This window comes from Metabacillus sp. RB-C-LZQ-3-1 (genome assembly GCF_058315175.1).
On the sequence record NZ_JBZFLI010000022.1, the window covers coordinates 1 to 23,970 of the forward strand.

At 36.7% G+C, this 23,970-nt stretch carries 16 protein-coding genes, 10 tRNA genes and 2 pseudogenes; 26 read left to right on the forward strand and 2 right to left on the reverse strand.

Annotation, left to right across the window (positions count from 1 at the left end; genetic code table 11):
* The first annotated feature begins 2 nt into the window (after positions 1–2).
* The 16 genes from AC4GZ8_RS22770 to glmS all read left to right on the forward strand — a co-directional run bounded on the left by AC4GZ8_RS22770 (position 3) and on the right by glmS (position 8,448).
* Positions 3–77: transfer RNA gene (locus AC4GZ8_RS22770), tRNA-Asn, on the forward strand.
* 2 nt (positions 78–79) lie between these two features.
* Positions 80–152 (forward strand) — tRNA-Thr (locus AC4GZ8_RS22775).
* 19 nt (positions 153–171) lie between these two features.
* Positions 172–246, forward strand: a tRNA-Glu gene (locus AC4GZ8_RS22780).
* Between the two features lie 69 nt (positions 247–315).
* Positions 316–391, forward strand: a tRNA-Val gene (locus AC4GZ8_RS22785).
* A gap of 160 nt (positions 392–551) precedes the next feature.
* Positions 552–624: transfer RNA gene (locus AC4GZ8_RS22790), tRNA-Thr, on the forward strand.
* 10 nt (positions 625–634) lie between these two features.
* A tRNA-Tyr gene (locus AC4GZ8_RS22795) sits at positions 635–718 on the forward strand.
* Between the two features lie 95 nt (positions 719–813).
* Positions 814–888: transfer RNA gene (locus AC4GZ8_RS22800), tRNA-Gln, on the forward strand.
* 3 nt (positions 889–891) lie between these two features.
* Positions 892–964, forward strand: a tRNA-Lys gene (locus AC4GZ8_RS22805).
* Between the two features lie 4 nt (positions 965–968).
* A tRNA-Gly gene (locus AC4GZ8_RS22810) sits at positions 969–1,043 on the forward strand.
* Between the two features lie 10 nt (positions 1,044–1,053).
* A tRNA-Ala gene (locus AC4GZ8_RS22815) sits at positions 1,054–1,129 on the forward strand.
* A gap of 274 nt (positions 1,130–1,403) precedes the next feature.
* Positions 1,404–1,967, forward strand: coding sequence for an RNA polymerase sigma factor SigW (sigW, locus tag AC4GZ8_RS22820; protein WP_491084183.1), 564 nt, complete (start codon positions 1,404–1,406; stop codon positions 1,965–1,967).
* A gap of 15 nt (positions 1,968–1,982) precedes the next feature.
* Positions 1,983–2,594 carry a zf-HC2 domain-containing protein gene (locus AC4GZ8_RS22825; RefSeq protein WP_491084184.1) on the forward strand — a complete coding sequence of 204 codons (612 nt, stop codon included), beginning with the start codon at positions 1,983–1,985 and terminating at the stop codon, positions 2,592–2,594.
* 112 nt (positions 2,595–2,706) lie between these two features.
* Positions 2,707–3,546, forward strand: coding sequence for a diadenylate cyclase CdaA (gene cdaA / locus AC4GZ8_RS22830; protein ID WP_491084185.1), 840 nt, complete (start codon positions 2,707–2,709; stop codon positions 3,544–3,546).
* Positions 3,539–4,780: a CdaR family protein gene (locus AC4GZ8_RS22835; protein ID WP_491084186.1), complete on the forward strand. Its 1,242-nt coding sequence runs from the start codon at positions 3,539–3,541 to the stop codon at positions 4,778–4,780. The genes cdaA and AC4GZ8_RS22835 overlap by 8 nt, the downstream gene beginning before the upstream one ends.
* Before the next feature lie 27 nt (positions 4,781–4,807).
* Entirely contained in the window at positions 4,808–6,154 is a 1,347-nt protein-coding gene (gene glmM, locus AC4GZ8_RS22840; RefSeq protein ID WP_491084187.1) for a phosphoglucosamine mutase, read from the forward strand.
* A 488-nt stretch (positions 6,155–6,642) separates the two neighbouring features.
* The gene (gene glmS / locus AC4GZ8_RS22845) at positions 6,643–8,448 is read left to right on the forward strand and encodes a glutamine--fructose-6-phosphate transaminase (isomerizing) (protein ID WP_491084188.1); all 1,806 of its coding nucleotides are present in this window, start codon (positions 6,643–6,645) and stop codon (positions 8,446–8,448) included.
* Between the two features lie 386 nt (positions 8,449–8,834).
* Here the strand turns inward: glmS and AC4GZ8_RS22850 are convergent, their stop codons facing one another.
* Positions 8,835–9,779, reverse strand: a complete 945-nt coding sequence (locus AC4GZ8_RS22850) for a helix-turn-helix transcriptional regulator (RefSeq protein WP_491084189.1) — start codon at positions 9,777–9,779, stop codon at positions 8,835–8,837.
* Between the two features lie 164 nt (positions 9,780–9,943).
* Between AC4GZ8_RS22850 and AC4GZ8_RS22855 the strand changes: the two genes are divergently transcribed.
* Entirely contained in the window at positions 9,944–10,447 is a 504-nt protein-coding gene (locus AC4GZ8_RS22855; protein WP_491084190.1) for a DinB family protein, read from the forward strand.
* A 202-nt stretch (positions 10,448–10,649) separates the two neighbouring features.
* Here AC4GZ8_RS22855 and AC4GZ8_RS22860 read toward each other — a convergent pair.
* Positions 10,650–12,056, reverse strand: a pseudogene (locus AC4GZ8_RS22860) (sugar porter family MFS transporter).
* A gap of 762 nt (positions 12,057–12,818) precedes the next feature.
* On the opposite strand from AC4GZ8_RS22860, the gene iolB reads away from it, so the two are divergent.
* The 9 genes and pseudogenes from iolB to AC4GZ8_RS22905 all read left to right on the forward strand — a co-directional run bounded on the left by iolB (position 12,819) and on the right by AC4GZ8_RS22905 (position 23,970).
* Entirely contained in the window at positions 12,819–13,634 is an 816-nt protein-coding gene (iolB, locus tag AC4GZ8_RS22865) for a 5-deoxy-glucuronate isomerase (protein WP_491084191.1), read from the forward strand.
* 18 nt (positions 13,635–13,652) lie between these two features.
* A complete protein-coding gene (gene iolC, locus AC4GZ8_RS22870; protein WP_491084192.1) occupies positions 13,653–14,654 on the forward strand; it encodes a 5-dehydro-2-deoxygluconokinase in 1,002 nt (333 codons plus the stop codon).
* Between the two features lie 7 nt (positions 14,655–14,661).
* Positions 14,662–16,575, forward strand: a complete 1,914-nt coding sequence (gene iolD, locus AC4GZ8_RS22875; RefSeq protein ID WP_491084193.1) for a 3D-(3,5/4)-trihydroxycyclohexane-1,2-dione acylhydrolase (decyclizing) — start codon at positions 14,662–14,664, stop codon at positions 16,573–16,575.
* Positions 16,576–16,590: 15 nt separating this feature from the next.
* Positions 16,591–17,502 (forward strand): myo-inosose-2 dehydratase, encoded by a 912-nt coding sequence (gene iolE / locus AC4GZ8_RS22880; protein ID WP_491084194.1) that lies wholly within the window; start codon positions 16,591–16,593, stop codon positions 17,500–17,502.
* A 107-nt stretch (positions 17,503–17,609) separates the two neighbouring features.
* Positions 17,610–18,647 carry a bifunctional inositol 2-dehydrogenase/D-chiro-inositol 1-dehydrogenase gene (gene iolG, locus AC4GZ8_RS22885; protein WP_491084195.1) on the forward strand — a complete coding sequence of 346 codons (1,038 nt, stop codon included), beginning with the start codon at positions 17,610–17,612 and terminating at the stop codon, positions 18,645–18,647.
* Between the two features lie 18 nt (positions 18,648–18,665).
* Positions 18,666–19,517: a 2-keto-myo-inositol isomerase gene (gene iolI / locus AC4GZ8_RS22890; RefSeq protein ID WP_491084196.1), complete on the forward strand. Its 852-nt coding sequence runs from the start codon at positions 18,666–18,668 to the stop codon at positions 19,515–19,517.
* Between the two features lie 337 nt (positions 19,518–19,854).
* Complete coding sequence (locus tag AC4GZ8_RS22895) at positions 19,855–20,847, forward strand: LacI family DNA-binding transcriptional regulator (RefSeq protein WP_491084234.1); 993 nt, start codon at positions 19,855–19,857, stop codon at positions 20,845–20,847.
* Between the two features lie 276 nt (positions 20,848–21,123).
* Positions 21,124–22,139, forward strand: a pseudogene (locus AC4GZ8_RS22900) (LacI family DNA-binding transcriptional regulator).
* Positions 22,140–22,509: 370 nt separating this feature from the next.
* Complete coding sequence (locus AC4GZ8_RS22905) at positions 22,510–23,970, forward strand: CoA-acylating methylmalonate-semialdehyde dehydrogenase (protein WP_491084197.1); 1,461 nt, start codon at positions 22,510–22,512, stop codon at positions 23,968–23,970.

A 23,970-nucleotide genomic window follows, 5' to 3' on the forward strand; every position in this document is an offset into this window, starting at 1 on the left:
GTTCCGCAGTAGCTCAGTGGTAGAGCTATCGGCTGTTAACCGATCGGTCGCAGGTTCGAATCCTGCCTGCGGAGCCATTGCTTCCATAGCTCAGTTGGTAGAGCACTTCCATGGTAAGGAAGAGGTCACCGGTTCGAGCCCGGTTGGAAGCTTAAAGAGGACATTGTATATGGCCCATTGGTCAAGCGGTTAAGACACCGCCCTTTCACGGCGGTAACACGGGTTCGAATCCCGTATGGGTCACCATTTTTCTGGAAGGCATGTTAAATGCGCGACTTCCTGTCGCAACACATGCACTTGCACATCCTGTGCTTCGGAGGATTAGCTCAGCTGGGAGAGCACCTGCCTTACAAGCAGGGGGTCGGCGGTTCGATCCCGTCATCCTCCACCATATATTCAATATACCGGTGTAGCTCAATTGGTAGAGCACAACCGAATATGCTTTGAAGGTTAGCTTCAGCACACAAATCGAGCTGCTACTTGAATAATCTCTCTGAGATTTGGGTGACTGGTAAGTACGATAAATTTAATATTTACTTTATATTTTTTACGCCGGTGTAGCTCAATTGGTAGAGCAACTGACTTGTAATCAGTAGGTTGGGGGTTCAAGTCCTCTCGCCGGCACTCTCTTACTGGAGGGGTAGCGAAGTGGCTAAACGCGGCGGACTGTAAATCCGCTCCTTAGGGTTCGGCAGTTCGAATCTGCCCCCCTCCACCATTTTAAAAATAGATTTAAATTCTTCTAATAAATTGTGAATAGTCTCAATATTTCAAGGTGATACTATTAACACATTTCTTCATATGAATAATCAATGGGCTATAGCCAAGCGGTAAGGCAACGGACTTTGACTCCGTCATGCGTTGGTTCGAATCCAGCTAGCCCAGCCATTAGAGCCATTAGCTCAGTTGGTAGAGCATCTGACTTTTAATCAGAGGGTCGAAGGTTCGAGTCCTTCATGGCTCATTTTGCGGAAGTAGTTCAGTGGTAGAACACCACCTTGCCAAGGTGGGGGTCGCGGGTTCGAATCCCGTCTTCCGCTCCAACGGCACCCTGGGGCCTTAGCTCAGCTGGGAGAGCGCCTGCTTTGCACGCAGGAGGTCAGCGGTTCGATCCCGCTAGGCTCCACCAAAATTTAATATAATGTATATTACATATAAGCGATAAACAATGTTTATCGCTTTTTTAATGCAATAATAATTTCTATAAACCTAACAGCTCTAAATTGATAAGAAGTTAAAAAAATGATGATTCTTCACAAACAGTTGAAGCACTTCTAAATAAATAAAAGTTTTCTCCATACATCCACCAAAATTTGTTAAAATAATTTATGTGAAAAAAATGAAACTTAGCAGCATTCTAATACGTATAAAAGATAGCCGCAGAGTGCGGGGGTATGATAAATATGGAGACACTGATAAAAAAAAGAATTAAACAGGTTAAAAAGGGCGATCAAAATGCATTTGCTGAAATAGTTGATATTTATAAAGATAAAATTTATCAACTATGTTATCGGATGCTAGGTAATGCACATGAAGCAGAGGATATAGCTCAAGAAGCTTTCATTAGAGCATATGTTAATATTCATACGTATGATATGAATAAAAAGTTCTCAACTTGGCTATACCGTATCGCAACGAATCTTTCGATTGATAGAATTAGGAAAAAGAAACCGGATTTCTATTTAGATGCAGAGGTTTCTGGTACGGATGGTTTAAATATGTATTCTCAAGTAGCAGCAGATGTATCGTTACCTGAGGATGAGCTTGAGACTTTAGAATTACAGCAAACCATTCAAAATGAAATATTAAAATTACCTGATAAATATCGATCTGTCATTGTTTTGAAGTATATTGATGAGTTGTCACTAAATGAAATTAGTGAAATTTTAACGATACCTGTAGGTACTGTTAAAACTCGTATACATCGGGGTAGAGAAGCATTAAGAAAGCAATTAAGGCATTTATAAAAGAGGTGAAAAACAATGAGCTGTTCTTCAGAATATGTACAACTTTTGCATAAGTATTTAGATCAGGAACTAACTTCTGCTGAAGAAAAAGTTGTAAAAGAACATCTTCATAGTTGTGAAGCTTGTTATCAGCATTTTCATGAACTTGAGAAAGCAGTCGCATTTGTTCAGAGTACATCACATATAGAAGCTCCACATAATTTTACTGAAGGAGTTATGAACAGCCTTCCGAAAGAAAAAAGAACTGTTTCATGGAATAGATGGTTAAAAGGACACCCGCTTTTAACAGCTGCATCCCTTTTTCTTCTTTTAATGGCGGGAAGCTTATTTTCTGCATGGAATGAGGACCAGCACTTCAGCGTATCAAAACAAGAAAATCTTGTTGTTGAAAATAATAAAGTCATTGTTCCTAAAGATGAAGTAGTAAAGGGCGATGTTGTTGTCAAAAACGGAACTCTGGAAATAGAAGGTACAATTGATGGCGATGTAACAGTTATTAATGGAGAACGATATATGGCATCTGCAGGGCATGTAACAGGTAAAATAGAAGAGGTAGATGAAATGTTTGAATGGCTATGGTATCACATTAAAACGATATCTGAGGACGTAGTAGATGTAGTTAAGTAAGGAAAAGGGTCATCAATATGGTGACCTTTTTACATAGGTCTATATAAAATGATATAATAGGATAGTTATCAAAGAAAAATGAAAATAGAGTTTACTCATGGAGGACAAGTGAATGGGGTATGAGGTTACATCAATATTGAATGACATACCAATATTGCATTACCTCGGTATAGCTATTGATATTCTCCTTGTATGGTACGTTATATATAAATTAATTATGGTTGTAAGGGGAACAAAAGCTGTTCAGTTGTTAAAAGGGATAACGGTTATTATTGTTGTCCGTATGTTAAGTCAATATCTTGGTTTAAGTACATTGCAATGGTTAATGGATCAAGCCTTAACATGGGGATTCTTAGCAATTATTATCATATTCCAACCAGAGCTTCGCAGGGCTTTGGAGCAGCTGGGAAGAGGTCGGCTGTTTTCTAGAAGTGGTTTGCCAGGAGAAGAAGATCCTGAAATCACTGTAGAAGCGATTGTAAAAGCTACAGATTACATGGCCAAACGCCGTATTGGTGCACTTATGTCAATTGAAAAAGAAACAGGTATGAGCGATTATATTGAAACAGGCATTTCATTAAATTCAAGAATTTCTTCTGAACTTTTGATTAACTTGTTTATTCCTAATACACCACTACACGATGGTGCAGTTATCATACAGAAAAATCAGGTAGCAGCAGCTGCTTGTTATCTTCCTTTATCAGAGAGCCCTTTTATTTCTAAGGAACTAGGGACGAGACACAGAGCAGCATTAGGTATTAGTGAAGTAACAGATAGTTTAACAATTATTGTGTCTGAAGAAACAGGTAATGTTTCTGTTGCAAGAAATAGTGAACTACATAGAGATTTAACTCAAGATGAACTGAGAGAAATTCTCCAAAGTGAACTAAATACCCAACCAAAAGCTGTTTCCTCAAACCGCTGGCACTGGAGGGGGAAAAAAGATGGATAAGTTGATGAATAATCACTGGGTAATGAGAGTCATTGCTCTGTTTTTAGCTTTAATGCTTTACGCATCTGTAAATATTGAAACAGGTACTCAGGCAAATAAACCATCAACACCATTAAGCTCTTCTTCATTAGATACAGCGGTTGTTACAGATATACCAGTTGTGACGTATTTTGATGAAGAAGATTTGGTGGTAACAGGGGTTCCGGAAACGGTGAATGTAACCTTAGAGGGCCCTACAGGCTCGTTAATAAAGGCTAGACAGCAAAAGGATTTTGAAGTCTATGCAGAGTTAACTAGTCTATCAATCGGATCACATCGCGTGAATCTAAAAATCAAAAATTTATCAAGTGATTTAAAAGCAAGCATAAGTCCGTCTGTCATTACCGTTTCAATTGAAGAAAAGATATCAAAGGATTTTCCGGTTGAAGTGGAATATATCAATGAAGATAAGTTAGAAAAAGGCTATACACCTGATCAACCAATTGTAAGTCCAAATAGCGTTCGTGTTACTGCATCAAAAGAAATTATTGATCGCATTTCAAAGGTACAAGCAACCATTAACTTGGAAGCGGCAAAGGAAACCATAAATAAAGAGTCTAGAATTACAATTTATGATAGTGATGGAAATATATTGCCGGTTGAGGTGGAGCCATCTGTAGTGGATGTCACGGTTCCTATTAAAAGTCCAAGTAAAACCCTGCCTTTTAAAGTGGTACGGGAAGGAGAGCTTAAAAAAGGACTCAGCATTTTAAGTATGGAAACTGAACCTAAGGAAATTACGGTTTATGGACCATTGGATGTGCTAGATAGTTATGAATTTATAGATGGAGTAACGGTGGATTTATCTGAAATTGAAAAAGACACTGTACTAGAAGTAGATGTTCCTATACCTGAAGGAATTGAAAAGGTAAGTCCGGAAACGATAAAAATTGACGTAGATGTTGACGAGCAAGAGGAAAAATCATTTTCTAATAAGAAAATTGAAGAAGTTGGTATGGCAGAAGGAAAGGTATTTGATTTTCTAGATCCTGATATCGGAGAAATAGATGTGAAAATCTATGGTGCCCCAAGTGTAATAAATGAGATTACTTCTGATGATATTGAGCTTTATATAAACCTTTCAAACTTAAGTGATGGTGAACATGAGGTACAAGTTCAAGTTAATAGTCCACAAAATATTACTTGGTCACTAGAACAAGAAAAAATAAAAGTGAGAATTTCTTCTGCCTCTTAAGGCGGATTAAATAAAGGAGCGAAACCTATGGGAAAGTATTTTGGTACAGATGGAGTACGAGGAGTTGCGAATAGCGAATTAACACCTGAGTTGGCTTTTAAAATTGGCCGATTTGGAGGATATGTATTAACGAAAGATAAGGAAAGGCCAAAAGTCCTTATTGGTCGTGACACTCGTATTTCTGGTCATATGCTTGAAGGAGCTTTAGTTGCAGGCTTATTGTCAATTGGAGCTGAGGTAATGCGACTAGGTGTGATTTCAACACCAGGTGTTGCTTTCCTAACGAAAGCACTTGGAGCAGAGGCTGGGGTAATGATCTCAGCATCTCATAATCCAGTTGAAGACAATGGTATTAAATACTTCGGTCCAGATGGATTCAAATTATCAGATGAGCAAGAGCTTGAGATCGAGAGATTAATGGATGAAGAAGAGGATACATTACCAAGGCCAGTAGGGAAAAATTTAGGACAAGTAAATGACTACTTTGAAGGTGGTCAAAAGTACCTGCAATTTTTAAAACAAACAGTGGATGAAGACTTTACTGGTATACATGTGGCATTAGACTGTGCCCATGGTGCAACATCATCCCTTGCTACACATCTTTTTGCTGATCTAGATGCAGATGTTTCAACAATGGGAACTTCTCCAAATGGTTTAAACATTAATGATGGAGTAGGATCTACACACCCCGAAGCATTAGCTGCCTTCTTAAAGGAGAAAAATGCTGATATCGGTTTAGCATTTGATGGAGATGGTGACCGTTTGATAGCAGTAGACGAAAACGGGGAAATTGTTGATGGCGACCAAATTATGTACATATGTGCAAAACATTTAGAGGGTGAAGGACGATTAAAGAAAAACACAGTTGTCTCAACCGTAATGAGTAATTTAGGCTTCTATAAAGCTCTTGAAGAGCACAACATTAAAAGTATCCCAACTGCTGTCGGTGACCGCTATGTTGTAGAAGAGATGAAGAGAAATGACTATAATCTAGGTGGAGAGCAATCAGGTCATATCATCTTTTTAGATTATAATACGACTGGTGATGGCTTATTAACTGGCTTGCAGCTGGTAAATATTATGAAACTCACAGGCAAAAAATTGTCTGAGCTTGCAAACGAAATGAAAAAGTACCCACAACTGCTTATTAATGTAAAGGTAACAGATAAACACAAAGTAACAGAAAATGAAAAAGTAAGTGAAGTAATCGCAGCGGTTGAACAAGAGATGGGTGGAAACGGACGTATTTTAGTTCGTCCTTCAGGAACAGAGCCACTTGTCCGTGTAATGGCAGAAGCACCAACGGAAGAGCAATGCCGTGAATATGTAGAACGAATTGTTGCAGTTGTTAAGGAAGAAATGGGTATGGAATAAGAGGCGGGATAACTCCCGTCTTTTTTACTATTAAGATACTCTAAATAGGGTAACTGTTGTTAACATGTAGAGCTTAAGCTTCATATACATAACGTATACCATTCATTTTGAAAGGTAGGATGGTAAAAAAATTGATTGACGATTTATTTTCATCTGTTGTATCATTAATTTTGTTGTTTTACCTATACTAAAAGGAAGGAGTAATAGGAGATTATTTTTTTGTATTCACCTAAAGCGCCTGAACTAAGCTTGGACGTCTAACAGCTTAGTTGACGAGGATGGAGGTTATCGAAATTTCGGCGGATGCCTCCCGGCTGGTATGGTTACAGCCGTAAGCTTTTCCTTAAACCAAAGAGGTAACTTTTTGAACAAAGGGAAAAGTATAGCCTTCCAAAAAAATAAAAACATGTGTGAGGGGACAGTGATGTCTCCATAAAGTATTATTATTGGCTCCTGTCCCTAGTTTCACACTATGGGAGGAAAAAAGTATGTGCGGAATTGTAGGTTATATTGGTCAACAGGACTCGAAGGAAATTTTATTAAAGGGTCTTGAAAAATTAGAGTATCGTGGATATGACTCTGCAGGAATTGCTGCAATGAATCAAGATGGGGTTCATATTTTTAAAGAAAAAGGACGTATTGCAAAATTACGTGAAATCGTAGATGAAAAAGTTGAAGCTTCAACAGGGATTGGGCATACAAGATGGGCAACACACGGTGTTCCAAGCCAAGTGAATGCACACCCGCATCAAAGTACATCATCAAGATTTACACTTGTTCACAATGGTGTAATTGAAAACTACTCCATTTTAAAACGTGAGCATTTGCAAGGTGTTAACTTAAAGAGTGATACAGATACTGAAGTCATCGTTCAAGTAATAGAGAAATTTGTAAGAGAAGGATTAGAGGTTGAGGAAGCGTTCCGTCAAACGTTATCAATCTTAAAAGGCTCTTATGCGATTGCATTATTAGATGAGCAAAATCCTGATATGATTTATGTTGCGAAAAATAAAAGTCCACTACTAGTTGGTTTAGGTGATGGAAGCTTCAATGTTATTGCATCAGATGCGATGGCAATGCTTCAAGTAACAGACCAATACGTGGAAATTATGGATAAAGAAATGGTTTTCGTTGAACGCGAAACTGTGACAATTAAAGATTTAGAAGGAAATGTAATTGAACGTGCTCCTTACAAAGCAGAGCTTGATGCAAGTGATATTGAAAAGGGCACATATCCTCACTACATGTTAAAAGAAATCGATGAACAACCATTAGTTACTAGAAAAATTATTGCAAAATACCGCAATGAGGATGGAGGCATTACAGTTGATACTGATATCGTCGAGGCAGTAAATAGTGCTGACCGTATTTATATCATTGCAGCGGGTACTAGCTACCATGCAGGATTAATTGGAAAACAGTTCATTGAAAACTGGGCGAAGATTCCTGTAGAAGTCCATATTGCAAGTGAGTTCTCATATAATATGCCATTGCTATCGCCAAATCCACTCTTTATTTTCATCTCGCAAAGTGGAGAAACAGCGGATAGCCGTTCAGTATTAGTTCAAATTAAAGAACTAGGTCATAAAGCATTAACGATTACAAATGTACCAGGGTCAACGCTATCTCGTGAAGCAGACTACACACTTCTTTTACATGCAGGTCCTGAAATTGCTGTAGCTTCTACTAAAGCTTATACTGCACAGTTAGCTGTACTATCTATCCTTGCAGCTGTTGCAGCAGAAGCAAAAGGCCGTTCTTTAGAATTTGATTTAACAAAAGAACTAGGTATTGTAGCTAATGCAATGGAAGTTCTTTGTGATCAAAAAGAGGAAATGGAAGCAATCGCAAAAGAATTTTTTGCAACAACACGTAATGCATTCTTTATCGGCCGCTCTGTAGACTACTATGTAGGCTTAGAAGGTGCATTAAAGCTTAAAGAAATCTCTTACATCCAAGCGGAAGGATTTGCAGGTGGAGAGTTAAAGCACGGTACAATCGCTCTTATCGAGAACGGTACACCAATCATCGCTTTAGCAACACAAGAACATGTAAACCTAAGCATTCGCGGTAATGTAAAAGAGGTTGTTGCTCGTGGAGCTAACCCATGTATCATCTCAATGAAAGGTCTTGAAGAAGAAGACGATCGTTTTGTTCTTCCAAGCATTCATGAAGAGCTAGCACCATTAGTTGCGGTAGTGCCATTACAGTTGATCTCTTACTATGCAGCATTACATCGTGGTTGTGATGTTGATAAGCCACGTAACCTGGCAAAGAGTGTGACAGTTGAATAATTAGGAACATATTTTGGGAAAATTGTGAACCAGTATTAACAACCCCTTGTTAATACTGGTTTTTTTATACTATCAGCATAAAATAAGTGATGCTGAATTAAATTAGAAGGAAGGTATTGTCTCCAAAAAAGGATCCCGGTCTTAGATAAAATTAAGGGTTCTTAAACAAAAATTACGTTCCAAATCCGAAGGTTTTCCCGGTTCTATTCCTTTTTTATGGAAAAAAGGAGTAGGGTATTGATAAAATGAAGAAATGAAAATAGTAGAGACTTGTTCTGTCTGATAAAGTGGATTCTGATTACAAATTTTTGTGAATAGAGGAATAGGAAAAATCCTGATTTGATTTGGAAGATATATGTGTTTTATAGTAGGAGTAATTTAAGAATTTAGTTATATTGATTTAAGACTTTGTATAATATTTCTTTTGTACTATTAATTAATTCAAAAGGCTCCTTAATAATTGCATTTTCTCCATATCCGATAAAGAAATTCGATAAAAAATTAATATCATGTCTTGCAATGACCCCTTTTATAAAACCTGATCCATCTTCCCTTTTTCCCAAATAAATATTTGGCCAATTAACAGATTGAAACTTTTCTACTCCTGTTTTAGTTAACTCTACATATATTTCCATGGTATCCTTATTCTGATTAAGAATTGAAAAACGATTCTTTAAATTAATATTCGATAAATCAATAGGGTCATTTCTTTCATCACGTTTTACAGATTTTATACGATCACATCTGAAAACTCGATAATCTTTTCTAAAAAAACAGTAAGATGGACAATACCACTTTCCTTCATTTGCATAAATACCAATCGGTTGAATACTTCTAGTGGTGGTTTTGCCGTTTGTTTCATAATCTATTAGGATAACATCCTGTTCGATTGATGTCTCTAATAATTGTTTTAAAAAAGGGATTTCTTCCTGTTGGTAAACTGAGACAAAATCAACCCGATCCTTCATTTTGTCTATCGCATCTCTTATATCTCCAGAAAGATTAAAATAAAATTTCCTTTTTATAGATTCATACTCTGTATCAAAAGGAAGTGAAATATAATGTCTTAATGTATGAATGGCAAAAAAAATAGAAATAGCTTCATCTTCGCTAAAAGCAATTGGAGGGAGAACTCTTTCATTTATGACTTGATAACCACAATGAGGACCTGCCTCAGAATATAATGGTACACCCATCTCGCTTAATTCTTGCAAATCTCTCAAAATGGTTCTTTTTGAGACTCCGAATTCTTGTGCCAATTCCCTAACAGTGAATCTTTTTTTTCGATTAACCATCATAATCATTTCATTTAATCTTTTTGCTTTAGACATGTAAACCTCCAATAAATAACAGTGACATAAATTGTCACCATTATAATATATAATCACAATTAGATAAAGAGTAAGGGGGGAGTCCTAAAAGGGTAAAATGTTAATAATGTATAATTATAATTTGAAAAAATTAACAATTAAATTACTTTTTGGAGGAATTAAATATGTATACAACAGTTTTAGACTTTATTAAAGAATGGAACAAGGAAGCCACATTAACTCAAAAAGTATTAGAGGGTTTGACTGATGAATCATTAAAACAACAAGTTTATCCAGAAGGCCGTACTTTGGGTAGGATTGCGTGGCATTTAACGACTACTATTCCAGAGTATTTAGCAGATTTTGGGTTGGAAATAGATGGAGTAGAAAATGCAGAAAATGTTCCAACCTCAGCTAAAGAAATAGCTGAGACTTTTAAAATGATAAGTTCCCTCGCAACCGAAGTTATTGAGGGGCAATGGACAGACGAATCTTTGAAACAAATACAAGTTGCGTTTGGAAGAAAAGAATCAAATGCTTCAATCTTAATGGGATTAATCAAGCACATTGTTCATCATCGTGGACAAATTACTGTTCTTTTGCGTCAAGCAGGTATAAAACCTTTCGGAGTTTACGGACCACCGAAAGAAGATTGGATTCATTTTGGCGTGGAAAATCCACCGCTTTAATAGATATTTTTCTAAATAAGTCTTATTTGCCTTAGGCTTTTCAAGGCGCTTGCGCTTTTGTTCTGATTCGGAGTGAAAGGGTGAATAGGACGTGAGCCCTTGTGGGATAAGGGATTGTGTGGGATGGGCAGTGGAACGCTAATTTTGTATATTGGAGCTGCAATAAAAAAGCGCTTTATTTAAAGCGCTTAAAATTCCAGATCTATTTAGCTATTTTAGTTAATGGTTCACTTTCATCTTTCTTGTCATGATTACGGAAATATTGTTCTATTTGCTCAAGAGACAGCCCTTTTGTTTCAGGTAGGAATTTTTGAACAAATGCTATAGCGAAGATTCCAAGAACAACGAAAACAAAGAATGTCGTAGATAGACCGATTGATGCTAGTAATACTGGAAACGTTAGTCCAACTAAGAAGTTTACCAACCATAAGCATAAAACTGTAACACCCATTCCAAGACCTCTTAGGCGAGTAGGGAATATTTCAGATAGCATTAACCATGTTACAGGTGAGATAGCACCTTGTTGGAAAGCAAGAAATGTAACAGTAAGTGATAGGACTACATAAGGTAAAGCAGCGGAGCCTTCAAGTGTTAATGAAAAAATACCGATAAGAAGAAGTGCCGTTGTCGTACCTAATAACCCTGTTAAGAGCATTGGACGACGTCCAACTTTACCAAGCAGCCATATACCAACGAAAGTCGCCAGAACGGATATAACACCATTTGCAATATTACCAATAAGAGCTGCACCAGTTTCAAAACCGGCATTTTTAAGAATTTCAGTACCGTAGTACATAATAGAGTTTACACCTGTAATTTGCTGTACAACTGCAATTCCAATTCCTATAAATACAATACGTCGTACCCAAGGAACTGTCATATCCTTTAAGGTTGCTTTGTTACTATTATTCTCTCTTTCATGTAGTGACTTGATTTCATTTAGCTCATTTTTCGCTTGTTTTTCTTCTCTAATCTTATTTAATACTAAAAGTGCCTCATTATTCTTTTGTTTTGATACAAGCCAACGAGGACTTTCAGGTAACTTAAGCATTCCAAAGAATAAGAAGATGGCAGGGAGTGCGGCAATAATTAACATATAACGCCATACGTGATCATGATGACCCATTGTATTCCCGAGAATTGCATTGATTACAAATGCCAACAATTGTCCAGATACGATCATAAGTTCATTTTGTGTTACCATTCGGCCTCTGCTATTAGCCGGAGACATTTCTGCCAGGTAACTAGGTACTGTAACTGAAGCTCCTCCAACAGCTAATCCGAGTAGAAAGCGGAAAATAACCATTGCAGTTACATTTGGAGCTAGTGTACATCCAAGAGTGGCAAAGAAAAAGATTACTGCAAGTAATAGAATATTGTTGCGACGTCCATTGTAATCTGACAATCTACCACCAAATAGAGCACCAATAGCAGCTCCCAAAAGTAGTGAACTTGTTACAAGACCCTCAGTAAATGAGGTAAGGCCAAGTGCCTATGACATAAATGGTAAAGCGCCGTTGATCACACCAGTATCGTAACCAAACAATAGCCCGCCAAATGTTGAGACAAAGATGATTTTAAAAAGAAATGATTTTTGGGATTGATCCATCTGATTATCTCCTTTACAACATATTTGATTATATTATGAGTATTTCTTAGTTAAGTTCTTGTAATGATCATAATATTAAAAGCGCTTTCAGTCAATGCGTTTTTAAAAACTTTTTCCTATACTGCTAGGTCGATTTTATAAATATCCTTATAATTTAAGGGATTATAATGAGTAAATAAAATTAAAATTATATAGTGGTATTTCTGTATTTAACAGGTTAATATAAAATTCAACTACATATAATGATCAACTTTTGGTTAACTTTTATGTCATCCATTACAAAACCATTAGGTTCTTAAATTAGGATAGCGCCAGGGATCAACCTGAAATTTAAAATTAAAGATCTTGCATGATGCAAAATTGATTGGAACCAAATAAAAAAGATTTTCGCACTATGATTTAAGGGGGAATTATAGAAAAAATAAAACTTAACTTGAAAGCGTTTTATAATAATGCTAATATAAAAATATCAATTTAACATTTTCTATTTGAAGTGTTATGAAGTAAGATATTATGCATATAAATGAAATCGATTGCAGTGCAAAGTATAACTGTTTCTAAATTATAAGCTGCCACTCAAACAAAAAAGTAAAAAGTATTGACTGAAAACGCTTATAATATTATTCTTTAGGAAGAATCAGTAAAAAAAGTGAATGTTGTAAAAGATTTATCTTTCATAATTTAACGAGAAATGAAATCGATTTCAATAAAAATGAAAGATAATGAAAAATACTAATACATCTGTAAATAAGGAGGATAAGTATGAGTAACTTACTACGTAAACCAAATCAGAATGAATTGGAAAAGGGTGTTACGCTTGTACATAATGTTACATCCGATAACTCAGCATTAGAATATGTTGGTTTTAAGATGATTGATTTAGTTCCAGGTGCAAGATATACAGAAACATTAGGGAAACAAGAATGCTGTATCGTAGCTGTTACGGGACAAATTAACGTTTCTGATCAAGATGAGACATTTGAGGAAATTGGTACACGCGAGTCTGTATTCGAAAAGAAGCCAACGGATAGCGTATATATCTCAAATGACAAATCCTTCGAAATTGAAGCTGTAAGTAATGCCCGAGTTGCTTTATGTTATTCACCTTCAAATAAACAATTACCAACTAGGCTTATATGTGCTACCGAAAATGGTGTGGAGCATAGGGGAAAAGGTAACAATAAACGAATGGTGCATAATATTCTTCCTGATTCTGATCCGTCAGCTAATAGTTTACTAGTTGTGGAGGTTTTCACAGAAAGCGGAAACTGGTCAAGTTATCCTCCACATAAGCATGATCAGGACAATTTGCCGGAGGAATCTTTTTTAGAAGAAACGTATTATCATGAAATGAATCCTCCTCAAGGCTTTGTGTTCCAACGTGTTTATACAGATGATCGCTCGTTAGATGAAACAATGACTGTTGAAAACGGAGACATGGTGATAGTACCAGTTGGCTATCATCCAGTTGGAGTACCTGAAGGCTATACTTCTTACTATTTAAACGTTATGGCAGGACCAACTCGAATATGGAAATTTCATAACGATCCTGACCATGAATGGATTATTAATCGATAAAAAGGAGATGGGATGAACATGAAATTAAATTTCAATACTGATAGAAAGTTTGATATTATCGCGATTGGCCGAGCGTGTATCGATTTAAATGCGGTGGAATATAATCGCCCAATGGAAGAGACGATGACATTTTCAAAATATGTAGGAGGATCTCCAGCAAACATTGCAATTGGAAGTTCTAAACTAGGCCTGAAAGCAGGTTTCATTGGAAAGCTTGCCGATGACCAGCATGGGCGTTTTATCGAAAAATATATGAGAGAAGTTGGAATTGATACGTCTAACTTTGTTGTAGATCAAGAAGGTCACAAAACAGGGTTAGCCTTTACAGAGATTAAAAGTCCTGAGGAATGCAGTATTCTCATGTATCGTCAAGATGTGGCAGATCTTTATTTAGCTCCATCTGAAGTAAATGAAGACTATATTAAGAGATCAAAGATTCTGCTTGTATCGGGAACAGCACTTTCGAAGAGCCCATCACGTGAAGCAATTCTAAAAGCAGTCAGTCTAGCTAAAAAGTATGATGTCAAAGTAGTTTTTGAGTTAGACTATCGTCCATACTCATGGGAAAACTTAGAGGAGACAGCTGTTTACTATTCATTAGTTGCAGAGCAATCAGATGTTGTGATTGGAACTCGTGACGAATATGATGCTCTTGAAAACAGGACATCGGAAGGTAAAAATGAAGATACTGTTAACTATTTATTTAAGCACTCTCCTGAATTAATTGTCATCAAGCATGGTGTAGAAGGGTCTTATGCTTATGCAAAAACAGGTGATATATATAGAGGAAAAGCATACAAAACAAAAGTTCTGAAAACATTTGGTGCAGGGGATTCTTATGCTTCAGCTTTCTTATACGCATTAATTACAGGGAAGGATATTGAAACAGCATTAAAATATGGAAGCGCATCTGCTTCGATTGTCGTAAGTAAGCATAGCTCATCAGAAGCAATGCCTACAGTAGAAGAAATTGAAGCTTTGATTGAAAAAAATGAAACAATTTCAGTAGGGCAGGGGTGAAATAAAGGTGGAAACAATTCGCTTAACAACAGCACAGGCGTTAATTAAATTTATACAACAACAATATGTTTCAATTGATGGTGAGGAACATCCTTTTGTGGAAGGAATTTTTAATATCTTTGGTCATGGAAACGTTTTAGGATTTGGTGAAGCACTTGAACAGAATCCGGGAAATTTAAACATTATCCAAGGTAAAAATGAGCAAGGTATGGCTCATGCAGCTATTGCTTATAGTAAACAAATGTTACGAAAGAAGATTTACGCAGTTACCACTTCAAGTGGTCCTGGTTCAGCAAACTTAGTTACTGCTGCAGGTACGGCGCTTGCTAATAATATACCAATCTTATTGCTTCCGGCAGACACATATGCAACACGCCAGCCGGATCCGGTTTTACAACAAGTAGAGCAAGAACACAGCATCGCCATCACAACTAATGATGCCCTTCAACCTTTATCCAGGTATTGGGACCGTATCACCCGTCCAGAACAGTTAATGTCCAGTTTAATTCGTGCTTTTGAAGTATTGACAGATCCAGCAAAGGCTGGCCCAGCTACAATCTGTATTTCGCAGGACATTGAAGGGGAAGCATTTGATTATGATGTGAAGTTCTTTGAAAAGAGAGTTCATTATATTGACCGTCGACTTCCTAATCAACGTGAATTAGATGGTGCTGTAAAGCTAATAAAGGAAAGTAAAAAACCAGTCATTGTTGTTGGCGGTGGAGCGAAGTATTCAGAAGCAAGAGAAGCACTAATTGAAATTTCTGAAAGATATGATATTCCATTAGTAGAAACTCAAGCTGGTAAATCAACTGTTGAATCATCATTTAAAAACAACCTAGGCGGACTGGGGATTACTGGAACCTTAGCAGCAAATAAAGCAGCACAACAAGCGGATCTAATTATTGGTGTAGGGACAAGATTTACAGATTTTGCTACATCTTCTAAAACAATCTTTAATTTTGAAACAACGAAATTTTTAAATATAAATGTTAGTAGAATGCAAGCGTATAAGTTAGATGCCTTCCCGGTTGTAGCAGATGCTAAATCAACGATCGAAGCACTAATCCCGATGTTAGAAGGATATAAGAGTGATTTTGGCAATAGTATTGCAGAGTTACAAGAAGAGTGGATGGCTGAGCGTGATCGATTAAGTAAAGTAACATTTAATCGAGAGAATTTTGATCCGGAAATAAAAAATCACTTCTCTCAAGAAGTATTAAATGAATATGCGGATGCGTTAAATACAGAATTACCACAAACAACTGCATTACTGACTATTAATGAAACAATTAACCCAGACAGCATTATCATATGTGCCGCTGGTTCACTGCCGGGAGACCTTCAACGTCTATGGCACTCAGAAGTACCGAACACCTATCATTTAGAGTATGGTTATTCTTGCATGGGGTATGAAGTGTCAGGAACACTAGGGTTAAAACTAGCTGAACCAAACAAGGAAGTATATACAATTGTCGGTGACGGAAGCTTCCTTATGTTACACTCAGAGTTTATTACAGCCATTCAATACAATAAAAAGATTAATGTTCTTCTATTTGATAATTCAGGTTATGGTTGTATTAACAACCTGCAAATGGATTTTGGTAACGGCAGTTATTTCTGTGAATTCAGAACAGAGGACAATCGAATTTTAAACATAGATTATGCTAAAGTAGCTGAAGGTTATGGAGCAAAAGCATATCGTGCCAATACAGTTGAAGAATTAAAAGCAGCTCTTGAGGATGCTAAGAAACAAGACCGGTCAACTTTAATTGAAATGAAGGTCTTACCAAAAACAATGACAGATGGCTATGATGGCAGCTGGTGGAATTTGGGTGTACCAGAGATATCAAATCAAGAGGGTGTCCAAAATTCCTATGAGTTTAAACAACAAAAACTTCAAAATGCGAAGCAATATTAATAGAGGGTGAAAAAGATGAGTGATCAGCATATTCTGTGGGGAATTGCTCCTATCGGATGGCGTAATGATGATATACCAGAGATCGGGAAGGACAATACATTATCACATCTTTTAAGTGATATTGTTGTTGCTGGATTTCAAGGAACGGAAGTAGGGGGCTTTTTCCCGGAGCCGAAGATATTAAATAAAGAACTGAAACTACGAAACTTAAAAATTGCTGGGAAGTGGTTTAGTAGCTTTATTATCCGAGATGGTCTAGAAGCTGCCTCCAAGGAATTTCATCAGCATTGTGCTTACCTTCAAGAGGTAAATGCAAGTGTGGCTGTTGTTTCTGAGCAAACATACAGCATTCAAGGAACAGGAAAAAATGTTTTTGCAGAAAAACCATATTTCACTGATCAAGAATGGAATCTTTTATGCGAGGGACTAAATGAGCTTGGAAAGATTGCAGAACAATATCATTTAAAATTAGTCTTCCATCATCATATGGGGACAGGGGTTCAAACATTAGAAGAAATTGATCGACTTATGGATAATACAAACCCTAACCATGTTCATTTACTTTATGATACTGGTCATATCTTTGTATCAGATGGAGATTATATGGGGCTTCTAAAAAAGCACATTGGTCGTATAAAACATGTACACTTTAAAGATTCACGCCCAGATGTATTGAACCAATGCAGAGACAAAGGAGAATCATTTTTACAATCATTCTTAAATGGGATGTTTACAGTTCCGGGTGACGGTTGTATTGATTTCACAGAGGTTTATCAATTTCTGCTTGACCACAATTATAAAGGGTGGATTGTTATTGAAGCAGAACAAGACCCCGCAATTGCCCATCCGTTAGAATATGCTTTGCTTACTAGAAAATATATTGATGAAAAGCTTCTAAAAATAAAGACAGAAACAAAAGTATTTTAACTCAGGCATAGAGGTTTAGGCCTCTATTGCCTTGTGATGTAAAGGTGAATGAAAGCGTTGACTTAATAGCATGATGTACAAAATGAAAACCAATGGAGGGAAAAGTCATGACAATTAGATTCGGAGTTATAGGAACGGGTGCAATAGGCAGAGAGCATATTAAACGTATTAGCAATAAGCTAGCAGGTGGAGAAATCGTTGCAGTAACAGATGTTAATCAAGCATCTGCAGAGGATGCTGTAATAAGTTTTGGACTTAACGCAATTGTATATCAAGATGATAAAGCACTTCTTGCTGCTGATAATGTTGATGCTGTTCTTGTAACAAGCTGGGGACCAGCCCACGAAGCTAGTGTACTGGCAGCTATCGAAGCGGAGAAATATGTATTTGTTGAAAAGCCTCTAGCAACTACTGCGGAAGGTTGTATGAGAATTGTTGAAGCGGAAATGAAACATGGAAAGCGCCTTGTACAGGTAGGATTTATGCGTCGTTATGACAGTGGATATGTGCAATTAAAAGAGGCAATTGAGAACAATTTTATTGGAGAACCTTTAATGATTCGTGCAGCACATAGAAATCCAGAAGTTGGAGAGAACTACACAACAGATATGGCTATTCATGATACATTAATTCACGAAATCGATGTATTACATTGGTTAGTTAATGATGATTATAAATCAGTTCAGGTTACTTACCCTAAGAAATCTGTCCATGCACATGAAAATCTTAAAGATCCGCAAATTGTTACGCTCGAAACAAAGGGTGGAATTGTTATTACTGCAGAAATTAATGTTAACTGTAAATACGGATATGATATCCAATGTGAAGTCATAGGAGAAGAAGGAATTGTCAGTTTACCTGAATTCCAAAGTATCTCATTCCGTAAGAATGCCACTTTTGGCACGAATATCCTAATGGATTGGAAGGATCGTTTTATTGATGCTTACGATAAAGAGCTTCAAGATTTCATGGATTCAATCAAGAAAACTGGGGAGCCAAATGGTCCAACTTCTTGGGATGGGTATATTGCAGCTGTAACTGCGGATGCTGCCATTAAAGCGCAAAATTCAGGTGAAAAAGAGGACGTTGTTTTAAAAGAAAAACCTGCTTTTTATAGTAAACAATCAGAAGCAATTAATGCTTAATTAAGGGAGAGATAAACTATGAAACTGTGTTTCAATCAAGCTACAACATTAGAAAATTCGAATCTTGTAAAGGATTTAGAGTATTGTGAAAAGCATGGTTATGATTTTATCGAGATCCGCACGATGGATAAGTTGCCAGAATACCTGCAAAATCACTCTATTGAAGATTTAGCTAACTTTTTTAAATCAAATCATATTAAGCCTCTGGCGTTAAATGCACTTGTTTTCTTTAATAACCGCGATGAAGCTGGATATAACGAAATCATTACTGAATTTAAAAATATGCTTGAGGTAGCAGGAAAAATTGGTGCTCAATACGTCGTAGCCGTTCCTCTTGTAACGGAAAAGAAAATCTTAAAAACAGAAATTAAAGATAGCTGTATAGAAGTATTGAAAGAACTTTCCGATCTTGCAGAACCTTATGGAGTGAAGATCGCCTTAGAATTTGTTGGTCACCCTCAATGTACGGTTAATACATTTGATCAAGCTTATGATATTGTTGAAGCGGTTGATCGTGAAAATGTGGGGTTAGTATTAGATGCTTTCCATTTCCATGCTATGGGGTCTGATTTAGAGGACCTTAAAAAGGCTGATGGCTCTAAGATTTTTATCTTCCATATTGATGATACAGAGGATTTTCCAATAGGGTTCTTAACTGATGAAGATCGTGTATGGCCAGGTTTAGGTGCAATTGATTTGGAGAGTATTCTCACAATTTTAAATGAAAAAGGATATTCAGGTCCAGCATCAGTAGAGATTTTCAGACCTGAGTATTATCAATTAGATCCGGAAGAAGCGATAAAAATAGCAAAAGAAACAACGCTAGAGGTTTTTTCAAGATATCTTAATTTAGAACTTTCTTCAAAATAAAAAGGTTTTGGAACGTTCTCTGATCTTTCCAAAAATCAACAGTTTTTAATAGACAAGCTGATTCTTAGATGAGTCAGCTTCTTTTTTATACTGTGAGAATCATTCATTTGTAGCTTAATTGTAAGAGCTGATCAAGGCGCTTGCGCTTTTGTTACAAACTCAATGATAAAAAGTGCTCTTGAAATTATTTACATGGTAAAATAGTAGATGGTGGGCAAAATTTGCAATTGGATTTTGTAAGTGAGTAGTATAATAAATGAAGGAAGTATAAGGGATATTTATTCCCGACAGTTTGTTTGTGCTACATTGTGTAGAGTGAAGGTGAGTGAGTAATTTTATGAAAATGAGTGATGTTGCAAAACTAGCGAACGTTTCACCTGCAACAGTATCAAGAGTATTAAGTAATCCAGACTTAGTTAGTAAAGAAACTAGGGAAAAAGTGCTGGATGTTATTAATAAAGTCAATTATAAGCCCCATATTGTTGCAAGACAATTCAGAACAAAGGAAACGAAAATTATTCTTGTCGTCGTGCCTGACATTACAAGCGCTTTCTTTTCCAGGGTTTTGCGCGGGATTGAGCATGTAGCTGTTCAACATGGCTATCAAGTAATATTAGGTGATACTGAAAATGAGATTAAGCGGGAGCAAGAATATATAAATTTATTACTTCAAAAGCAAGCTGATGGTATGGTGCTATTAACGGCAAGACAAGATAAGTCAAAATTGGAGGAAATATCAGAGCATTTTCCAATGGTTTTGGCATGTGAGTATGTAGACGGGTTAAATGTCCCTACAGTCTCAATCGATAATATTAGTAGTGCTAGAAAGGCGACTGAACATTTAATTAAGCTGGGCCATACAAAAATTGCACATATCACAGGGTCCATGAATGTCATATTAAGTCGAGACAGGTTAAGAGGGTTTCAACAAGCTATGATGAGTTATGATTTAGAAATAGATTCTTCCTTTATCCAGGAGAGCGATGCTAGCTATGAGTCAGGATATGATCAAATGATGAAGCTATTGGCACTGGAAACTCCTCCTACAGCTGTCTTTGCCTTTAATGATGAAGTAGCGATAGGGGCTATGAAAGCAGCAAAAGATAGCCAACTTTCAATTCCTGATGATATAGCTATAGTTGGATTTGATAATATTAATATGGCTTCTATTATTGAACCGAACTTAACGACAATTAATCAACCTAAATATGAAATAGGGAAGAAGGCAATGGAGCTTTTATTGAAAATAATTAATGGGGAACCTCTTCAGAAGAAAAAGTTTGTCATGAGGGATGAATTAATTATTAGGGAATCTTCTAAGAGAAGGTAAAGAGCGAAATAACCTTGGTTGGAAGACATGGATTGTTTTCCGACCAGGGCAATCTTAACAAATAAGAAAATGAAGTTTACAAAAAATAGATCTTCATTTACTATAGAATATAATAGAATGTAATCGATTTCTAAAATAGATCATTTTCTGAAATGGGGGATATTTACGTGCGCACCAAAATGAAATCGTTTTCAGCATCATCTTTGTTTTTCATTTTGGTATTAAGAACATTATACTTTTAAAATTGAATTTATAAGTTGAAGGTGAGAGATCAAGATGAAAATGAGTGATGTTGCAAAGTTAGCAAATGTATCCCCTGCAACTGTATCTAGAGTTCTTAGTCATCCAGAATTGGTTAGTGTTAAGACGAGAAAAAAAGTAATGGAGGTAATTAAACAAGTTAATTATAAGCCTCACCTTGTGGCTAGGCAGTTTAGAACTCAGGAAACAAAGATCATTCTAGTCGTTGTCCCTGATATAACAAGTGCATTTTTTTCGAAAGTATTAAGGGGAATCGAGCATGTAGCTATAGAGCATGGTTACCAGGTGATATTAGGTGATACTGAGGATACTGTGGAACGTGAGAAGGAGTATGTAAACTTACTGCTTCAAAAACAAGCAGATGGTATGGTGCTTTTAACAGCTAGATTAAATAAGAAAAGTCTAGAAGAAATCTCTAAGAATTATCCGATCGTTTTAGCGTGTGAATATATTGATGGATTGAATATACCGACTGTTTCAATTGACAATATTAGCAGCGCGATAAAAGCAACCGAACACTTAATTAACTTAGGGCACACTAAAATCGCCCATATAACAGGCAGTATAAATGTTGTTTTAAGTCGGGACCGTTTACGAGGCTTTCAACAGGCTATGTTAAGCCATAATTTAGAGGTAGAATCTGTTTATATACAAGAGGGTGATTCTAGCTTCGAATCCGGTTATCAACAAATGCTGAAGTTGTTAGCACTAGAAGAGCCGCCAACAGCTGTTTTTGCTTTTAATGATGATATGGCAATGGGAGCAATAAAAGCTGCAAAGGAAAGAGGACTGATGATTTAGCAATTGTTGGATTTGATAACATTAAAATGTCCTCGATCATTGAGCCGAATTTGACAACAGTAGATCAACCTAAGTATGAAATTGGAAAAAAAGCGATGGAATTATTAATAAGGTTAATTAATGGTGAATTGCCTAAGAAACAAATTGTTTTGAAAGATAAGTTAATGATTAGGGAATCGACTTGTTCAGAGTGGAAGTCTCAGGTGGAAGCAGAAGCAGAGTTGGTTTGATCTATATATTTATAAAACCCTGCTGAAATCGATTTCTAACACCGATCTCTGTTAAAACCATATTCCTAAAAAGAAAATCAATAATGAAAAGATAGGTGTTATTTTATATGATATATGAAAAATCATTGAATTTATTGAGTTTGTAGATGGAATATTAATTTATAAAAATGAGGGAAAAGCGTTTACAAATCAACTTTCATCATTTAAAATGGGTCTTGTAGGGAATGATTTTTATAAAGATAATTGAAATCGATTTCAGTATTGTTATCTTTACTAGTGAATAAGCTTTTTGGCCTTTAAGAGAGTAATAGGTAATAAGAAAGGTTAAATTGCATAATAATAGGATGTATTTAAGGGAGGAGAATGGATTATGTCAAACACAGTAACAGTGGAAAATTTGAAAAACTACATCGGTGGTAAATGGGTTGAATCTAGTTCTGGTAAGACAGAGGTTGTTCCAAATCCGGCAACTGGTGAAACACTTGCTCATGTACCTATTTCTAGCCGTGAAGATGTTGACCATGCAGTAGAGGTAGCAGCAGAAGCTTTCAAAACATGGAGCACGACAGCTGTTCCGCGTAGAGCAAGAATTCTATTTAAGTATCAACAGTTGCTTGTAGAGAATTGGGATGAACTAGCTCGCCTAGTAACGTTGGAAAACGGTAAAAGCTACAACGAAGCATACGGTGAAGTCCAACGTGGTATTGAATGTGTTGAGTTTGCGGCAGGTGCTCCTACTTTAATGATGGGTAAACAGCTTCCAGATATCGCGACAAATGTTGAATCAGGTATGTATCGATACCCAATTGGTGTAGTTGGCGGAATTACACCATTTAACTTCCCGATGATGGTGCCTTGCTGGATGTTCCCATTAGCAATCGCTTGTGGTAACACATTCGTATTAAAGCCATCTGAGCGTACTCCATTGCTTGCGAATCGCCTTGCAGAGTTATTTACAGAAGCTGGTTTACCAGAAGGTGTTTTAAACATTGTTCATGGTGCACATGACGTTGTAAATGGTTTACTTGAGCATCCTCAGGTAAAAGGAATTTCATTTGTAGGATCTCAACCAGTTGCCGAATATGTTTATAAAACAGCTTCAAATCACGGGAAACGTGTTCAGGCACTTGCTGGTGCAAAAAACCACTCAATTGTAATGCCTGATGCCGACCTGGACCTTGCTGTTAACCAAATTATGAATGCAGCTTACGGTTCAGCTGGTGAAAGATGTATGGCAGCTGCAGTTGTTGTTGCTGTTGGAGAGGTTGCAGAGCCATTTATGGAAAAACTAGTGGGTGCTGTCAACAATATCACAATTGGAAATGGCCTAGATGAAGGGGTATTCCTAGGACCTGTTATTCGTGACACACATAAAGAAAGAACAGAAAAATACATTGAACTTGGAGAAAAAGAAGGAGCTACATTAGTACGCGATGGTCGTAAAGATGCTGAGGCATCAGGCAATGGCTATTTTGTAGGACCTACAATTTTTGATCATGTAAATACAGAAATGACAATCTGGAAAGAAGAGATCTTTGCTCCAGTGTTATCGGTTGTTCGTGTGAACACATTAGAAGAAGCTATTGCTCTAACTAATGAATCAGATTTTGCAAACGGAGCGTGTATTTATACAACAAATGGAAGCAATGTACGTCAATTCCGTGAAACAATTGATGCGGGTATGTTAGGGGTTAACTTAGGTGTCCCTGCACCGATGGCGTTCTTCCCATTCTCTGGCTGGAAGAAATCATTTTATGGTGACCTTCATGCAAATGGAACAGATGGTGTTGAATTCTATACACGTAAAAAGATGGTAACCGCACGCTGGTAA